Origin of the sequence: Marinobacter sp. (assembly GCF_039977835.1) — a bacterium.
In the GTDB taxonomy this organism is placed as follows: domain Bacteria; phylum Pseudomonadota; class Gammaproteobacteria; order Pseudomonadales; family Oleiphilaceae; genus Marinobacter.
In genome coordinates this window covers 286,412-301,766 of record NZ_JBDWCL010000006.1, presented here as the reverse complement: position 1 = coordinate 301,766, position 15,355 = coordinate 286,412, and the positions used below count along the sequence as shown (strand labels likewise).

Genomic DNA, 15,355 nt, shown 5'->3' with positions numbered 1-15,355 from the left:
CCGGAAAGCTAATGGCTTACCGGGTGCCCGCACGACGCAGGGCAGCAGGCGTGTAATCACGTGACCGACGCTCAACGCCAAACTCATACGGATTGGTTTCCTCGTTGGTCAGGCCAAGCACCAGGTAGCGGCCGGAGAGCAGATCATACAGCGTCTCGATGGCGTACCAGGGGACTACCTGATCGTAGAACTGCATGCTGTGCGCCTCGGCAACGCGCCAGAGCTCACCACGGCCGTCGTAGTGATCGATCACTGTCGCCTGCCAGGAGTCTTCGTCAATATAGAAGTCACGCTGTCCGTAGATGTGACGCTCGCCGTCCTTCAGAGTAGCGCGAACATGCCATACACGGTGCAGCTCGTAACGGGTCAGGTCCTGGTTGATATGGCCCGCCTTGATGATCTCGTCGTAGCTCAGGTCACGGTCCACCAGCTTGTAGGAATTGTACGGAATGTACATTTCCTGCTTGCCCATCAGCTCCCAGTTGTAACGGTCAGGAGCACCGTTGAACATGTCAAAGTTGTCGGAAGTACGCATACCATCGGAAGCGGTACCCGGACCGTCATAGGCTACCTGCGGCGCACGACGAACACGGCGCTGACCGGCGTTGTATACCCACGCACGGCGCGGCTCTTCAACCTGATCGATGGTCTCGTGAACCAGCAGCACATTACCCGCCAGACGCGCCGGAGCGGTGATGGCCTGTTTGAAGTAGAACAGGACGTTAGGGTCCTGGCCCGGCTCGTAATCCTCCAGGTAGGTCTTCCACGTCAGTTCGTCCTGGAATTTCACAACACTGAACGCACCGTCCTCAGTGGGTGTTACCTGGCCAACGTTGCGCTGCACGGAGCCACCACGATAACGGGTGATGTGGTTCCAGATGGCTTCCAGGCCGTTCTGGGGAATCGGGAATGGCGTCGCAGTCTGGTAATTACCCAGGCCGTTACCATCCTTGATCAACTCAACCGTGGTGGCATTCTCAACAGTCTCTTCCATCACGTGATCAGGGTAGGCGGCCGTACGATGGGTTGGATACACCGGTATTTTGTAATCATCGTAACGCTCAATCATCGCAACCTGACCCGGTGACAACTTGTCTGCGTACTGATCAACGTTGCTCTGGTCAATCGTAAACAGTGGCTGCTCATCCGGGAACGGATTAACGTAGATACCATCACCTTCGTAGCCCGCCGGCGCTGTTGTCAGGCCGCCATCCCAGGCCGGGATTTCGTCCCCATTGCCGGCCTTCTCTGCGCCCATCGGCGTGAGAGACTCACCCAGCTTGGCCGCTTCCTCTGCGGAAACCGCACCAAAGGCGCTGCCAGCAAACAGGGATGCGGACAGGATGCCAGTGGCCAGTAGCTTCTTGTTCAGTTTCATTTAAATTACCTCGTTAAACGAATTCAGGCCGAATCAGAATGAGTAGGAAAGGCTCGCACTCACGAAATCACGGTCGGTCAACTCGTTATACGGCTTGCCACCGAAAAAGTTTGTATAACCGATATTACCGGTTATCCGGTTCTGGTAAACACCCTGCAGAGACACGCCAATGGCTTTATTGCCCTCGTTGAAGTTACCACCGGGCGAAGGCGCATAGCCCTGCACATCATGGCTCCACGCCAGCTGCGGTGACAGGTTGATACCTGCAATCGCGTTGAGGTAATCCCATACCAGACGGGTACGGTAGCCCCAGGAGAAGGATGTGGTAAAGCCTTCGTTGTTGCAGTAGTTGGTGTTGATGTTCAAAGCCTGGCCACTCTGACCAGATCCAGCACAAGCGCCACCAGGCAATTCACCAATGCCAAAGGTACCGGAACGCCCATAACGGGCTTCGTCAGTGTCTGGCAGATCATGAACATAAGTTGCGCCAAATTCTGTAATCAGCGACAGCCGGCTTGCCCCCATGACCTGATCAAAGAATTTTATCAATGTGAACTGCGCCTGGGACACATTGTAACGATCGTAACCCTCTACTTCAGCTCCGCGGAGATCTACACCAGGGTTCTCTTCTTCCCGTTGCACCTGAAGCAGGCTCGCCGGCTTGCCGGTCTCCGGATTGACCTGCTGCAGACCGCCGTAGATCAGCTCAAACGCATTCCATTGGAGCGGCATGTTGTCCCGAAAGCTGTACTCCGCACCCAGCGACCAGCCACCGGGTGTTGTCGTATTGATACTGATACCGTAAAGGTTGATGTTCTCCGGGTACTCGATGAAATAGCTGGGAAATCGCTCACCCTCACGATCATCCCGAACTGTGCCGCTAACGTACGGAAGACGGCTATTGTACTTGATGTAATAGAAGCCGAGTTCTGAGTCGTTCAGTGCAGGCACGTACCAACGCAATGCCACACCGAACTGGTCCTTGGAATCCGCTTCTTTATCCGCCAGACGCGGGGCTACAAAACCCTGCGCGTAGGCTTGCGAATCAGGCAGCTGACCGGCCAGGAGAACCGGGCCACAGCCATCTGCTGCAAAATCATTGGTGGAGAAGAAGGTGCCACAGTCATCCGGACGAACTGGCTCCCAGTCTGCCTGCACAAAGGTTTCAACAGTGATGTTCTCAGTGACGCCGGCGGACATGTAGAACATTTCAACGGGCAGCAACGCATCTTTCAGCTCTGAACCCGGCGCACGGAAAGCTTGCACGTCTACCGGGTTGATGGTGTTGATTCCCCCCTGAATAAACGTACTTTCGCCCCAGCTCAGCACCTGTTTGCCGTAGCGAAGGCTTACCGGCACGTTACCCAGGTACCAGTCAGAAAACACATAAGCATCCAGAATCTCGCCACCAGAGGCGTTGTCTTTTGCCTCCTCATTCAGCTCGCGGCGCTGGCCAACGGGGTCTACTGCCCTGTTCTCGTCTTTCAGTTCGAAATCGTACCAGTAGCGACCACGAACAAAGCCACCGACGCGGGTCAGAACATCGCTGTCCACGTTGTAATTGAGAAACAGTTCGCTGTTGCCCTTGACGATCTTGGAAACGGTATCCCCTTTCTCGAAGTTGAGATTACCGTCGTCATAGTTGTTAGTAGAGGCGCCGATATTGGCCTTTGGCTGGCCGGGCGTATATTCCGGGCCGAGGTTACCCTGAGCAATCAGTCTCTTATCGGGATCCTGGGTACGCCAGGTAGCACCCGCGGTCAGCGTGGTGTTAAAAGAGGCTTCCACATCCCCCACATAAAACGAATAGGCAGCTGCCTGGCCGGACATTCCGGCGGCAACCGCTACGGCCAGCGGCAATTTGGTCCACTGCTGCCATTGATGTGTTTTTCTTGTCATTGGAAGGCTACTCCATTGTTGTTCTGAGTCGCTGCTCTGATTATTGGTATTCACGATGTTAGGAGGCTTCATGCACAGTGCTCGTGATGTTCGCACTATAGCTAACGCCATCGGACGCTTTGATCAGTCAAAAGTATGATTTTACGATTACACCCCTCTCCGCGGCAGGCTCCCCTCGCACAGAATCACTATAGTCAACATTTTCGGATGCAACCAGTTGGGCGAATACGGGGTTTTGGCTTCTGTCCCGCACCCGCTACCGAACCGACGAGCAGCCTGCATCACAGCATTTCAATGGCCATAGCCGTAGCCTCTCCCCCACCAATGCAAAGCGCCGCAACACCCTTCTTCTTGCCGTAGTGTCGGAGAGAATGCATCAGCGTAACCAGCAGCCGTGAGCCGGTGGAGCCAACGGGGTGGCCCTGGGCGCAGGCGCCACCGTGGACGTTCACCTTCTCGGGGTCCAGACCGAGTTCGCGGATGGGCATCATCGCCACCATGGCGAAGGCTTCGTTGATCTCGAAAAGATCCACATCATCTTTGGTCCAGCCGGTCTTACTGAACAGAGTCTCAATGGCACCAACGGGAGCACAGGTGAACTCGGACGGGTGCTGGGACTGGGTACTATGGGCAACAATCCGGGCCAGTGGTTTGAGGCCGCGCTTTTCGGCCTCGGACTCACGCATCAGCACCAGGGCTGAAGCGCCGTCAGAGATTGAAGAAGCATTAGCTGCGGTCACCGTACCATCCTTGCTGAAGGCGGGGCGCAGGCTGGGGATCTTTTCGATATTGGCATTGTGGGGCTGCTCATCATCCTCTACAACTACCTCGCCTTTTCGGGTTTTCACGGTGACGGGGATGATCTCATCTTTGAGCAATCCCGCTTCAATGGCTTTCTTTGCCCGGGTGAGTGAGGTAATGGCATAGTCGTCCATCTCTTCACGGGTATAGCCTTTCTTGTCAGCCATTTCCTGGGCAAAGGCACCCATCAGGCGACCGGTTTCAGCGTCTTCGAGTCCGTCCAGGAACATGTGATCCTGAGGCGCCTGACCTGGCCCCATACGATAGCCGCTACGGACACCCTGCAGGATGTAGGGCGCATTGGACATGCTCTCCATACCACCGGCAACCATGATGTCGTTGCTACCGGCCTTGATGACGTCGTGGGCAAACATCGCCGCTTTCATCCCGGAACCGCACAGCTTGTTGATCGTGGTGGCACCGGTGCTGTCAGGCAGGCCAGCCTGACGCATCGCCTGTCGTGCAGGCCCCTGCTTGAGGCCGGCGGGTAGTACGTTTCCCATGATGACTTCCTGCACGTCCGCGGGCTGCAGTCCGGCGCGGCGAATGGCTTCAGCAATACTTATGGCGCCCAGCTCCGGGGCGGAAACGGCGGCCAGGCTGCCCTGAAAGCCACCCATGGGGGTGCGTACACCGCTGACGATTACGACGTTGTCTGTGGTCATGATTGTATCTCTCTGTTCGTAAAGGTTAGTTGTCGGGTTGCGCTTCTCTTGATCCGACATGCCCGTCACGCCCGATGAGGCGCTTCCAGGTACTCTCTGGACTGCATCTCCAGCAACCGTGATTCAGTTCGTTCAAACTCGAACCCGAGCCGGCCACCGGCATAGAGGTCGGTAATAGCAGCCTCTGCGGAAATGATGACTTTCACATTGCGGTCGTAAAACTCATCGACCATGTTAATGAATCGTCGGGCCTGGTCGTCCTTGTCCTTGCCCAGAATCGGCACGTTACTGATGATGACAGCGTGGAATTCCCGGGCCAGCTCGATGTAATCGTTCTGGCTTCTGGGTCCGTCACACAGGGTCTCGAAGTCAAACCACACCACGTCATCTGCATGATTGATGGCCGTCAGCTTGCGGCCGTTAACGTCAAGCTCCAGGCTGTGGCTGCCGGCTTCAACAGCAAGGCTGTCGTAGCTTTTCTGCAGGCTTTTGTCGGCCTCGTCGTCCAGCGGGTAGTGGTAAAGTTCCGCCTGTTCAAGGGTTCTCAGACGATAATCCACACCACCATCCACATTCACCACGTCCGTGTGTTTCTTCACCAGATCGATGGCGGGCAGGAACCGGGCACGCTGCAGGCCATCCTTATAAAGCCCGTCAGGGACAATATTGGAGGTGCAGACCAGGGTAACACCCCGGCTGAACAGGCCATCCATCAGAGTGGCCAGGATCATTGCATCGCCGATGTCCGACACAAAAAATTCGTCAAAGCAGATAACCCGGGTTTCGTCCGCAAACATTCTGGCGACAATGTCCAGTGGGTTTTTCTCGCCCTTCAGAGCCCTCAACTCTTTATGCACCCGTTGCATAAAGCGGTGAAAGTGCACCCGCATCTTGCGATCAAAAGGCAGCGACTCGTAGAAGGTATCCATCAGGTAGGTCTTGCCGCGACCCACACCGCCCCAGAAGTAGAGGCCTTTAACCGGGTCTTCCTTGCCCTTTTTCAACTTGAGGCGCAGTTTGACCAACGGTTTTTCCCGTTCCCTTTCCGCCGTCACCAGTTTGTCGTACAGTGACTGCAAACGGCGCACTGCGTCTTCCTGGGCCGGGTCTTTCTGGAATTCCGGCCGCTCAAGGTCCTGCTGGTATCGTTCCCATGGGGTCATATGGATGCGCTTTTGGGGTGTCATTAAGGCGTTTCCCGAAGTATGGTCATTCATAACGGCGGCGTATTGTGGCCGATTCTGGCTTTTTTCGCCATGTTCCGGAACGGTCCGGAGCCCCCTGAACCGTAGCGGCAGGCGGGAGATACGATGCAATACGACGATTGGCGCACGCGTCACTCGTGTGCGCCGGGGCCTTCGGGCGTTATACTCTGGGAAGGGATTGCAACCACGTTAACTACAGCCAGCGGATCTGGCGCATTCAGACCTGCCGGTCTACCGGCATGGCCGATTCATCAAAAGGACGACACAGCTTATGACAAACCTGATTCTGGCAGCTATCGCCGCATTGATTGTTGGCATTGTCATCGGGGTACTGGTTGGCCGCTCCGGTCAGGGCTCCACCTTGCGTCAGCGCCGGGCCGAGCAGCAGATTGAAGAACTGAGGAACGAGTACACCCGCTACCAGGCCCAGGTTAACGAGCACTTCATGGAGTCTGCTCATCTGCTGCGCCGTTTCAACGACACCTACCGCGACGTGAACCAGCACATGGCTCGCGGTGCCAACCGTCTGTGCAACGACGAAGACTGGTTGCTTGAACTGGAAAAAGAAAATGCCAGAGCCCGCCTGGAAGAGGGTTCCCGTGGCAAGGACGGCGTAGAGCCGCCCCGGGACTACGCTCCGAAAAGCGACCCCAAAGAGAAAGGGACGCTGGCTGAAGATTTCGGCCTGGCGGAGAAAGAGCAGAAAGCGTGACGGACATCCGGGGTGCTCAAACCGGGTTGTCGCAGTCGATGAACCGGTGGTTTACCCCGAACGCTTCTTCCAGGGCCCGCCCCAGGGCCTGCACACCGTATCGCTCCGTGGCATGGTGCCCTGCCGCGTAGTAATGAATGCCGCATTCACGGGCGGTATGGGTTGTCGGTTCGGAGATCTCACCGCTGATATAGGCATCCAGCCCGGCCTCCAACGCCGTGCCAATAAACCCCTGGGCGGCGCCGGTGCACCAGCCAACCCGTGAAATTTCAGCAGGGCCAGCTCCCACCAGCAGTGGAGCACGATTTAATCGTTTCCCAATCAGGTCTGCAAAGGCCCCGGGAGACATCGGAGTCTCCAGCTGGCCCTGCCAGACCAGGCCACCCAACGGCTTGGAGTCACGTATACCCAGCACATCGGCCAACTGGCGGTTGTTCCCGTAGTCCGGATGGTCATCCAGCGGCAGATGATAGGCCACCAGGTTGATGTCGTGCTCCAGCAGACGTTTTATCCGCTCACGCTTCATGCCACGAATGGCCTGGTCTTCGCCCTTCCAGAAATACCCGTGGTGCACCAGTATCATGTCGGCGCCAGCGTCGACAGCCGCGTCAATCAAAGCCTGCGAGGCAGTGACGCCGCTGATGATGGTGCCGACCTCTTCGGAGCCCTCGACCTGCAGGCCATTGGGGCAGTAGTCCTGGAAATTCTCAGGGTTAAGCCATAGGTTCAGAGTGCGGAGGATCTCACTGCGTGATGCCATAGGGTCTCCGTATTCAGTGCCTGGAATTTAACGTGTTACACCAGCGCTTCAAGGCATTCAACCAATCGCTTGTTCTGGTCTGCCGTGCCAGTGGTAATACGCAGAAAATCGGAAATTCGGGGCTTGTTGAAGTGGCGCACAATCACCCCCTGCTCCCGCAACCCATTCGCCAGCGCTTCACCGGAATGTCCTGGGTGCCGAGCAAAAATAAAGTTGGCTTTGGAAGGCAAAACATCGAATCCGAGCGCCTCCAGCCTGGAGGTGACCCATTCCCTCTCACCGACAACACCCTCGCAGGTGGCCCGGAACCAGTCGTCGTCTTCAAAGGCTGCAATGGCGCCTGCCAATGCGAGGCGATCCAGCGGATAGGAGTTAAAGCTGTTCTTTACCCGGTTCAGCGCCTCAATAAGCTCGGCGCTGCCCACGGCAAAACCGACCCGTAATCCGGCCAGGGAACGCGCTTTGGAGAGCGTCTGGCTGACCAGCAGGTTCGGATATTTTTCCACCAGGCTGATGGCGCTTTCCCCACCAAAATCCACATAGGCCTCATCCACCACCACAACGCCGTCAGGGTTCGCGGCAACAATGGCTTCAACACGGTCGATTGCCAGGTAACGACCGGTGGGGGCATTGGGGTTCGGGAAAATAATGCCGCCGTTGGGCTGTCTGTAATCGTCCGGATCAATCTCGAAGCTCTCAGTCAGCGGTACGGTCTTGCCCTTGATATTGTAGAGGCCGCAGTACACCGGGTAGAAACTGTAGGTGATATCCGGATAGAGAACCGGCTCACCGTGCTGGAACAGGCCATAGAAAATATGCGCCAGCACTTCGTCGGAGCCATTGCCGAGGAAAACCTGATCACTCTTGACGCCGTAGTACTCGGCAATGGTGCTCTTGAGCGCCTCCCCTTCAGGGTCCGGATAGAGGCGGAGGTTGTCATTGAGCTCGGCGGTGATAGCCTCGACCACCTTCGGCGAGGGGCCGAACGGGTTTTCATTGGTGTTCAGCTTCACCAGATTGGCCATTTTCGGCTGTTCCCCCGGTACATAGGGGGTCAGCTTCTCAACCAATGGACTCCAAAACTTGCTCATTTTTCTTCAACTCCTGAGGAGGCCGGGTGGGGGCAGACTTTAATCCTTAACCCTATATTCCGCCGACCGGGCGTGCGCCGTAAGCCCCTCACCTCTGGCCAGCACCGATGCCACTCGGCCCATCCGGTCCGCCCCAGCGGCGGAAAACCCGATAATGGACGACCGTTTCTGGAAGTCATAAACTCCCAGAGGCGAGGAAAAACGGGCGGTACCGGACGTCGGCAACACGTGGTTCGGGCCGGCACAATAGTCACCCAGCGCCTCGGCCGTGAAGCGGCCCATAAAGATCGCGCCAGCATGGCGGATTTCTTTCACCAGAGCCTCAGGGTCTTCTACGGAGAGCTCCAGATGTTCTGGCGCAATGCGATTGGAAACCCGGGCGGCTTCAGAAAGATCCGCCACTTGAATCAATGCAGCCCGATCGGTCATCGAGGTAGCAATGATTTCGGCCCGTTCCATGGTGGGCAGCAGTTTATTGATGCTGGCTTCCACCGCATCCAGGAACTCCGCATCCGGGCTGATCAGAATGGATTGCGCCTGCTCATCGTGCTCGGCCTGGGAAAACAGGTCCATGGCGATCCAGTCCGGGTCGGTTTTACCGTCGCAGATCACCAGAATCTCGGACGGACCGGCGATCATATCAATACCGACGGTGCCAAACACTTCCCGCTTAGCGGTGGCCACGAATATATTCCCTGGGCCAACGATTTTATCAACGGCCGGAATGGTCTCAGTGCCATAAGCCAGCGCACCAATCGCCTGGGCACCGCCGACACAGAAAACACGGTCCACGCCCGCAATCGCCGCAGAGGCCAGTACCATGTCGTTCACTACACCATCCGGTGTAGGGACCACCATGATCACCTCACCGACTCCAGCCACTTTCGCCGGGATGGCGTTCATCAGTACTGAAGACGGATAGGCCGCCTTGCCACCAGGCACATACAAGCCAGCCCGGTCCAGCGGAGTTACTTTCTGCCCGAGCACTGTTCCGTCTTGGTCTTCGTACTGCCAGGACTTCTGATCCTGGCGCTCATGATAATCCCGGACCCGCTCGGCAGCTTTCTCAAGCGCTACTCGCTGATCCTGGGGAATAGCATTTAACGCCTTCTGCAAACGCTCCTGCCCCATTTCCAGCTCAGCCACAGAGCCAACCTTCAACCGGTCGAATTTCTCGGTAAATTCCAGCACCGCCGCATCACCACGGGTTTTCACCTGATGCAGGATATGACGAACCGACTCATTCACCTGATGATCAACACTGTCGTCCCAGGCCAGCAGCTTGGTCAGCGCACTGTCAAAATCACTTTGGGAGGCGTTCAATCGTCTGATGCTGATATCAGTCATTTCATCTTTCCTGCTGTGCGAATTTACTCCGCGGGTTGAAAAGTATTATTGGCCCAAAGATACGGAGAAAGCCCTTCCTGAGCCGTTCTTACTCCGAAACCTGCCGGCGTTTTTCAACAGCCGCAGACATCTTCTCAATTATGGGGTTAATACCCGCATGTTTCATCTTCATGGACGCCCGGTTGACCACAAGGCGCGAGCTTATGTTCTCGATCAGCTCGCGGGCTTCGAGACCATTCGCTTTCAGGGTATTGCCGGTATCCACGATATCGACAATCTCGTCAGCAAGGCCAAGGATTGGCGCAAGCTCCATGGCACCGTACAACTTTATAATATCCGCCTGTCGCCCCTGAGCGGCGTAGTAACGGCGCGCCAGATTCACAAACTTGGTGGCCACACGCAGACGGCCTTCCGGGGCTTCAGTACCCTTCTTCCCGGCCGTCATCAAGCGACATCGGGAAATATTCAGGTCCAGCGGCTCATAGAGGCCCTCGCCGCCGTGCTCCATGAGCACATCCTTTCCGGTAACGCCCAGGTCCGCCCCGCCATACTGAACATAAGTGGGCACATCCGTTGCCCGAAGGATCAGCACACGCACGTTGGGGTCCGTGGTGGGAAACACCAGTTTCCGGGACTTCTTTACATCATCGACCAGTTCAACCCCCGCTTCTTTGAGCAGCGGCAGGGTCTCGTCGAGGATACGCCCCTTTGACAGCGCGATGGTGATGGAGTCGGTCATGCGTCCTTCCGGTTCAATATGTTCAGGCTGGCAGGCGACGGATACTGGCGCCCAGCAGCTGCAGCTTCTCTTCAATACACTCGTAACCGCGGTCGATGTGATAGATGCGGTCTACAATGGTGTCACCGTCTGCGACCAGCCCGGCGATAACCAGACTCGCGGAGGCCCGGAGGTCGGTCGCCATAACCGGGGCACCTGTCAGGTGGTCAACGCCCTTGATGATGGCAGCATTACCCTCGAGAGTGATGTCCGCACCCATGCGGATCAGTTCCTGCAAGTGCATGAACCGGTTCTCGAAAACCGTCTCCACAATCGTGCCAGTGCCCTCGGCAACCGCATTCATGGCTGCAAACTGGGCCTGCATATCCGTCGGAAACGCCGGGTAAGGCGCAGTCCGCAGGCTCACTGCCTTGGGCTGATTCCCTTTCATATCCAGGGAGATCCAGTCCTTGCCGGTATCGATATGGGCACCCGCCTCTTCCAGCTTCAGCAGAACGGCTTCCAGAAGGTCCTCGCGGGTGTCCTTCAGCTTTACCCGGCCCCGGGTCGCTGCTGCAGCGACCAGGTAAGTCCCCGTCTCAACGCGGTCGGGCAGCACGTCGTAGTGGCAGCCATGCAGCCGCTCAACGCCGTTGATTTCGATCGTTGCTGAGCCGTGGCCCTTGATGTCAGCGCCCATGGCAATCAGGCACTCGGCAAGGTCCACCACTTCCGGTTCCCGCGCAGCGTTTTCCAGAATGGTTTTGCCATCCGCCAGCGCCGCAGCCATCATCAGGTTCTCGGTGCCGGTGACGGTCACGGTATCCAGGAAAATGTGGGCGCCTTTCAGGCGACCATTGGTTTTTGCCTTGATGTAGCCATTCTCGACCTTGATATCGGCACCCATCATTTCCAGGCCATGGATGTGAAGGTTCACTGGCCGGCTGCCGATGGCACAGCCGCCGGGCAGGGAAACTTCCGCTTCGCCGAAATGAGCCACCAGAGGCCCGAGCACCAGGATCGAGGCGCGCATGGTTTTCACCAGCTCGTAGGGCGCATGGAACTGCTTGATGGTGTTGGCGTGAACCTCGACACTCATCTTCTCGTCAATCATCAATTCCACGCCCATGCGGCCGAGTAGCTCGATCATGGTGGTGATGTCGTTCAGATGCGGCAGGTTGCCCACGGTTACCGGCTCGTCCGCCAACAAGGTAGCTGCCAGAATCGGGAGCGCGGCGTTCTTGGCGCCGGAAATCCGGATTTCGCCATCAAGAGGCTTACGGCCCCTGATCAGAAGTTTATCCACAATTAGGTCCTGTTATTTGCGGGCGAATCAGCCCTGGCGCGCAGCCCACTCAGCCGGGGTAAAGGCTTTCGGGTGAAGGGCGTGAATGGTGCCGTCAAGAATGTGCTGGAAGAGTGCCTTGTTGATCAATTGCTGCCGCTTGATGGTTGGCAACCCTTCGAAAACATCGCCCACCACAACGACCATATAGTGATTGCCGTCAACCTGCACCTGAACTTCGCAATCGGGCAGTGCCTCTTTGACCAGCTCGGCAACTTCGGTGGCTTCCATAAAAAATCCTCGGGCGTTTTTGAATCAGGGGCGAGATTGTAACCAATTATGGCGTCCGGGTCAGCTCTGGTGCCGGTTTTCGCGGAGCGCCTGCAACGGTGCCTGCGATTCAAAGCCCGGCAACTGTTCATCAAGGCCGCTCAGGGCTGCGAGGGATCCCAGGCGTTCGCTGACACCGGTAAAGTGAAGGGCCTGGCTGCGACCGCGCGCCAGGCGTTGCCAGCAAAGCAGCAGGGAAAGCACCACACTGTGAGCGGTACTCATCTCGGCAAGATCCACAGTCAGATCCGCTTTGCTGTCGAGGATAAGCCGTTCGCCCTCTTTCCTGAGAGCAACCACGGTCAGCGGGTCGATATGGCCGCTGACCGTCAGCCTGTCGTTATCCAGAGTAACTGCTGCCTGAGATGGCATCATGATTTGTCGACGTCACCTTCCAGGTTCAGCGACTCAACGGCGTCGCCCCAGCCATCGATCACAACCTGGACCTTGCCGCCATTCTTCTCCATCTCCTGGCTGAAACGATCACGGAATGCCAGGCCTATGTTCACGCCCTCAACAATCACGTTTTCCATCATCCAGCGGCCCTCGTCCGCCTGATACATGGAATAGGTCACCGGATAACGATTGCCGGAGGCGCTGATCACTTCCATTCGCACAGATGCCCGCTCCTCATTGTCGGGATTGATGGTGGCATCCTTGACTTCGATGGTGAAGTCATCCGCGCTCACCAGGGCCTGGGCATAGCTGTCAAAAAGGCTGCGTTTGAACTTCTCCACGAACTCGTCACGTTGCTCCGGCGAGGTCTGCCGTGCGTACCGCCCCATCACCCGGGCTGCGATCCTGCGGAAATCCACGAAGCCTTTCAGTTCTTCGTCCATACTCCGGTAAAAAGCCTGGGGGTCTTCCTCATACAACCCCTTTTCATCGTGAAGTTTGTCGACCAGTCGCTGGGTATTCCTGTCCACGTACTCACGCAGATCCTCTTCCTGGCCGGCGTGGGCCGGAAGCACCAGAGCGGCCATCAGTAGTGCAACGAGCAGCAGGCTGCGTCTTATCAGAACCATGGTTGTCTCCTGTTAACCACTTGAGTTCGCTTTACTGCCCGGAGGCAAAGTTGGAAATCATTCGTTCAAGGTTCATGGCGGACTGTGTCGAGTAAAAGGTGTCTCCGTCTCCCAGGGACTCCATGTCGCCGCCAACTGAAATATCAATGTACTGCTCACCCAGCAGACCGGATGTACGTATTACTGCGGAGCTGTCGGCGGGAATATTATCCACACTCTCATCCACATCAATAACCACCCGGGCCTGGAACGTTTCCCGGTTCAGCGTGATCTCCCTGATCTTGCCAACCGTAACGCCGGCCATCGACACCTTGGCCCGGGGTGTCAGACCGCCGGCGTCATTGAAATTGGCATAGAGCGTGTAGGAGCTCTCCGGAGCTTTCGGTGTCAGCCCGCTGACCTGCAGCGCCAGGAACATCATGGCCGCAATACCGGCAATCATGAACAGCCCTACGATGACTTCTGTTGTTCTTTGTGCCATGACGGCCCCCTGTGTCCTGTTGTTTCAGTATACCGCGATCAGAAGTCGCCAAACATGACCGCGGTGAGCACAAAATCCAGCCCCAGCACAGCCAGCGATGAATACACCACCGTCTTGGTGGTGGCAGAACTGATGCCGGCCGACGTAGGCACACAGTCGTAGCCCTGGTAGACCGCGATCCAGGTGCAGACAAACCCGAAGACCACGCTTTTGATGACGCCGTTAAGCACGTCGGTGGTGAAGCTCACGGAGGATTGCATATTGCCCCAGAACGACCCTTCAAATACGCCGAGCCATTCAACCCCCACCAACATACCGCCCCATATACCAACCACCGAGAACACTGCTGCCAGTATGGGAACCGCAATGAAACCGGCCCAGAGCCGCGGGGCAATCACCCGGCGAAGCGGGTCGACGCCCATCATTTCCATGCTGGAAAGCTGTTCGGTGGTTTTCATCAACCCGATTTCAGCCGTCAATGCCGAGCCGGCGCGACCAGCGAACAGTAAGGCCGTCACCACCGGCCCCAGCTCACGCACCAGGGTCAGGGCGATCATCTGGCCAATGGCCGCTTCAGAGCCGTAATCGCTGAGAATGGTATAACCCTGCAGCCCCAGAACCATTCCGATGAAAAGGCCGGAAACAACGATGATTGCCAGAGACAGCACACCGATGGAATACAGCTGCCGGAGCAACAACGGGAAAGCCACTGAAGGCTTTGATACACCGCCCAGAACTCCGGCCAGAAAACGCCCCGAGCGCCCCAGAGAAGCGATAATATCCAGCCCAAGCCGGCCGAACGCCGCGAGTTTGTCCATTAACGATTCCTCCCGGTAATGCCCCAGTCCTCGCCGGCATCCGCAGCCGGGTAGTGGAATGGCACCGGACCGTCCGGATGGCCATGCAAAAACTGCTGGACCTGCTCCGAGGGGTGCACCCTGAGTTCCTTGGGGGTGCCTTCCCCTATAACCTGACCGTCCGCCACGATAAAGGCGTAGTGACAGATGCTCAGGGACTCCTGAACATCATGGGAAACCATCACACTGGTCAGGCCCATGGAACTGTTGAGATCCCGAATCAGCTTGATCAGAACCCCCATGGCAATGGGGTCCTGCCCGGTAAAGGGCTCGTCATACATGATCAGCTCCGGATCCAGCGCGATACTACGGGCCAGGGCCACCCGGCGGGTCATGCCGCCTGAGAGCTCCGCCGGCATCAGTTCCCGGGCACCACGCAGGCCAACCGCCTCCAGCTTCATCAACACAATATCCCGGATCATGTCCTCTGGGAGCGAGGTGTGCACGCGCAACGGAAAAGCCACGTTTTCGAACACACTCAGGTCGGTAAACAGGGCTCCACTCTGAAAAAGCATGCCCATTTTTTCACGCAGACGATAAAGCGCCTTGCGTTTGAGTCGCGGAACATTCTCGCCCGCCACGGTGATGGTGCCGGAGTCTGGCCGCAACTGGCCGCCGATCAGCCTGAGCAAAGTGGTCTTCCCGGTGCCGCTCGGCCCCATGATGGCGGTTATCTTCCCGCGCGGGATATCAAGGCTGACACCCGAAAAAATACGACGATCGCCGCGGGTGAAAACCACGTCTCTGAGCTCGATGTAGGGGGAAGTGTCCATACCTTATTCCGGTAACCGCATGGTTGTC

The 15,355-nt window shown here is 57.1% G+C and carries 16 protein-coding genes; 1 reads left to right on the top strand and 15 read right to left on the bottom strand.

Annotation, left to right across the window (positions count from 1 at the left end):
- Nucleotides 1-16: 16 nt before the first annotated feature.
- From ABJM11_RS03745 to zapE, 4 genes are all read right to left on the bottom strand, one after another.
- Nucleotides 17-1,378: a DUF1329 domain-containing protein gene (locus ABJM11_RS03745; RefSeq protein WP_348295738.1), complete on the bottom strand. Its 1,362-nt coding sequence runs from the start codon at nucleotides 1,376-1,378 to the stop codon at nucleotides 17-19.
- A 33-nt stretch (nucleotides 1,379-1,411) separates the two neighbouring features.
- On the bottom strand, nucleotides 1,412-3,277 hold the full coding sequence (locus ABJM11_RS03740; RefSeq protein WP_348295739.1) for a DUF1302 domain-containing protein: 1,866 nt from the start codon (nucleotides 3,275-3,277) through the stop codon (nucleotides 1,412-1,414).
- Nucleotides 3,278-3,558: 281 nt separating this feature from the next.
- Complete coding sequence (locus ABJM11_RS03735; protein ID WP_348295740.1) at nucleotides 3,559-4,743, bottom strand: thiolase family protein; 1,185 nt, start codon at nucleotides 4,741-4,743, stop codon at nucleotides 3,559-3,561.
- A 65-nt stretch (nucleotides 4,744-4,808) separates the two neighbouring features.
- On the bottom strand, nucleotides 4,809-5,906 hold the full coding sequence (gene zapE / locus ABJM11_RS03730; RefSeq protein WP_348295845.1) for a cell division protein ZapE: 1,098 nt from the start codon (nucleotides 5,904-5,906) through the stop codon (nucleotides 4,809-4,811).
- Nucleotides 5,907-6,219: 313 nt separating this feature from the next.
- Between zapE and ABJM11_RS03725 the strand changes: the two genes are divergently transcribed.
- On the top strand, nucleotides 6,220-6,660 hold the full coding sequence (locus ABJM11_RS03725) for a YhcB family protein (protein ID WP_348295741.1): 441 nt from the start codon (nucleotides 6,220-6,222) through the stop codon (nucleotides 6,658-6,660).
- Between the two features lie 16 nt (nucleotides 6,661-6,676).
- Here ABJM11_RS03725 and ABJM11_RS03720 read toward each other — a convergent pair whose 3' ends face one another.
- From ABJM11_RS03720 to ABJM11_RS03670, 11 genes are all read right to left on the bottom strand, one after another.
- Entirely contained in the window at nucleotides 6,677-7,420 is a 744-nt protein-coding gene (locus ABJM11_RS03720) for a Nif3-like dinuclear metal center hexameric protein (RefSeq protein WP_348295742.1), read from the bottom strand.
- Nucleotides 7,421-7,455: 35 nt separating this feature from the next.
- The gene (gene hisC / locus ABJM11_RS03715) at nucleotides 7,456-8,511 is read right to left on the bottom strand and encodes a histidinol-phosphate transaminase (protein ID WP_348295743.1); all 1,056 of its coding nucleotides are present in this window, start codon (nucleotides 8,509-8,511) and stop codon (nucleotides 7,456-7,458) included.
- A 39-nt stretch (nucleotides 8,512-8,550) separates the two neighbouring features.
- Nucleotides 8,551-9,858, bottom strand: coding sequence for a histidinol dehydrogenase (gene hisD, locus ABJM11_RS03710; protein WP_348295744.1), 1,308 nt, complete (start codon nucleotides 9,856-9,858; stop codon nucleotides 8,551-8,553).
- Between the two features lie 88 nt (nucleotides 9,859-9,946).
- Complete coding sequence (hisG, locus tag ABJM11_RS03705) at nucleotides 9,947-10,597, bottom strand: ATP phosphoribosyltransferase (RefSeq protein ID WP_348295745.1); 651 nt, start codon at nucleotides 10,595-10,597, stop codon at nucleotides 9,947-9,949.
- 22 nt (nucleotides 10,598-10,619) lie between these two features.
- Nucleotides 10,620-11,882 (bottom strand): UDP-N-acetylglucosamine 1-carboxyvinyltransferase, encoded by a 1,263-nt coding sequence (gene murA, locus ABJM11_RS03700; RefSeq protein ID WP_348295746.1) that lies wholly within the window; start codon nucleotides 11,880-11,882, stop codon nucleotides 10,620-10,622.
- A 27-nt stretch (nucleotides 11,883-11,909) separates the two neighbouring features.
- The gene (locus ABJM11_RS03695) at nucleotides 11,910-12,152 is read right to left on the bottom strand and encodes a BolA family protein (protein ID WP_137435105.1); all 243 of its coding nucleotides are present in this window, start codon (nucleotides 12,150-12,152) and stop codon (nucleotides 11,910-11,912) included.
- A gap of 60 nt (nucleotides 12,153-12,212) precedes the next feature.
- Complete coding sequence (locus tag ABJM11_RS03690; protein ID WP_348295747.1) at nucleotides 12,213-12,566, bottom strand: STAS domain-containing protein; 354 nt, start codon at nucleotides 12,564-12,566, stop codon at nucleotides 12,213-12,215.
- Entirely contained in the window at nucleotides 12,563-13,174 is a 612-nt protein-coding gene (locus ABJM11_RS03685; RefSeq protein ID WP_407069956.1) for a phospholipid-binding protein MlaC, read from the bottom strand. Before ABJM11_RS03685 ends, ABJM11_RS03690 begins: the two co-directional genes overlap by 4 nt.
- Before the next feature lie 73 nt (nucleotides 13,175-13,247).
- Nucleotides 13,248-13,697 (bottom strand): outer membrane lipid asymmetry maintenance protein MlaD, encoded by a 450-nt coding sequence (mlaD, locus tag ABJM11_RS03680; protein WP_348295749.1) that lies wholly within the window; start codon nucleotides 13,695-13,697, stop codon nucleotides 13,248-13,250.
- Nucleotides 13,698-13,735: 38 nt separating this feature from the next.
- Nucleotides 13,736-14,515 (bottom strand): lipid asymmetry maintenance ABC transporter permease subunit MlaE, encoded by a 780-nt coding sequence (mlaE, locus tag ABJM11_RS03675; RefSeq protein WP_348295750.1) that lies wholly within the window; start codon nucleotides 14,513-14,515, stop codon nucleotides 13,736-13,738.
- Nucleotides 14,515-15,327: an ATP-binding cassette domain-containing protein gene (locus ABJM11_RS03670; protein ID WP_348295751.1), complete on the bottom strand. Its 813-nt coding sequence runs from the start codon at nucleotides 15,325-15,327 to the stop codon at nucleotides 14,515-14,517. The genes mlaE and ABJM11_RS03670 overlap by 1 nt, the downstream gene beginning before the upstream one ends.
- Nucleotides 15,328-15,355: the final 28 nt, after the last annotated feature.

What these genes read in the sequence shown, in the direction of transcription:
- hisD (WP_348295744.1), bottom strand. Translation starts at nt 9,858, where the DNA reads ATGACTGATATCAGCATCAGACGATTGAACGCCTCCCAAAGTGATTTT.
- ABJM11_RS03670 (WP_348295751.1), bottom strand. Translation starts at nt 15,327, where the DNA reads ATGGACACTTCCCCCTACATCGAGCTCAGAGACGTGGTTTTCACCCGC.
- ABJM11_RS03695 (WP_137435105.1), bottom strand. Translation starts at nt 12,152, where the DNA reads ATGGAAGCCACCGAAGTTGCCGAGCTGGTCAAAGAGGCACTGCCCGAT.
- ABJM11_RS03720 (WP_348295742.1), bottom strand. Translation starts at nt 7,420, where the DNA reads ATGGCATCACGCAGTGAGATCCTCCGCACTCTGAACCTATGGCTTAAC.
- ABJM11_RS03685 (WP_407069956.1), bottom strand. Translation starts at nt 13,174, where the DNA reads ATGGCCGCTCTGGTGCTTCCGGCCCACGCCGGCCAGGAAGAGGATCTG.
- mlaD (WP_348295749.1), bottom strand. Translation starts at nt 13,697, where the DNA reads ATGGCACAAAGAACAACAGAAGTCATCGTAGGGCTGTTCATGATTGCC.
- hisG (WP_348295745.1), bottom strand. Translation starts at nt 10,597, where the DNA reads ATGACCGACTCCATCACCATCGCGCTGTCAAAGGGGCGTATCCTCGAC.
- ABJM11_RS03725 (WP_348295741.1), top strand. Translation starts at nt 6,220, where the DNA reads ATGACAAACCTGATTCTGGCAGCTATCGCCGCATTGATTGTTGGCATT.
- ABJM11_RS03740 (WP_348295739.1), bottom strand. Translation starts at nt 3,277, where the DNA reads ATGACAAGAAAAACACATCAATGGCAGCAGTGGACCAAATTGCCGCTG.
- hisC (WP_348295743.1), bottom strand. Translation starts at nt 8,511, where the DNA reads ATGAGCAAGTTTTGGAGTCCATTGGTTGAGAAGCTGACCCCCTATGTA.
- mlaE (WP_348295750.1), bottom strand. Translation starts at nt 14,515, where the DNA reads ATGGACAAACTCGCGGCGTTCGGCCGGCTTGGGCTGGATATTATCGCT.
- ABJM11_RS03745 (WP_348295738.1), bottom strand. Translation starts at nt 1,378, where the DNA reads ATGAAACTGAACAAGAAGCTACTGGCCACTGGCATCCTGTCCGCATCC.
- ABJM11_RS03690 (WP_348295747.1), bottom strand. Translation starts at nt 12,566, where the DNA reads ATGATGCCATCTCAGGCAGCAGTTACTCTGGATAACGACAGGCTGACG.
- ABJM11_RS03735 (WP_348295740.1), bottom strand. Translation starts at nt 4,743, where the DNA reads ATGACCACAGACAACGTCGTAATCGTCAGCGGTGTACGCACCCCCATG.
- zapE (WP_348295845.1), bottom strand. Translation starts at nt 5,906, where the DNA reads ATGACCCCATGGGAACGATACCAGCAGGACCTTGAGCGGCCGGAATTC.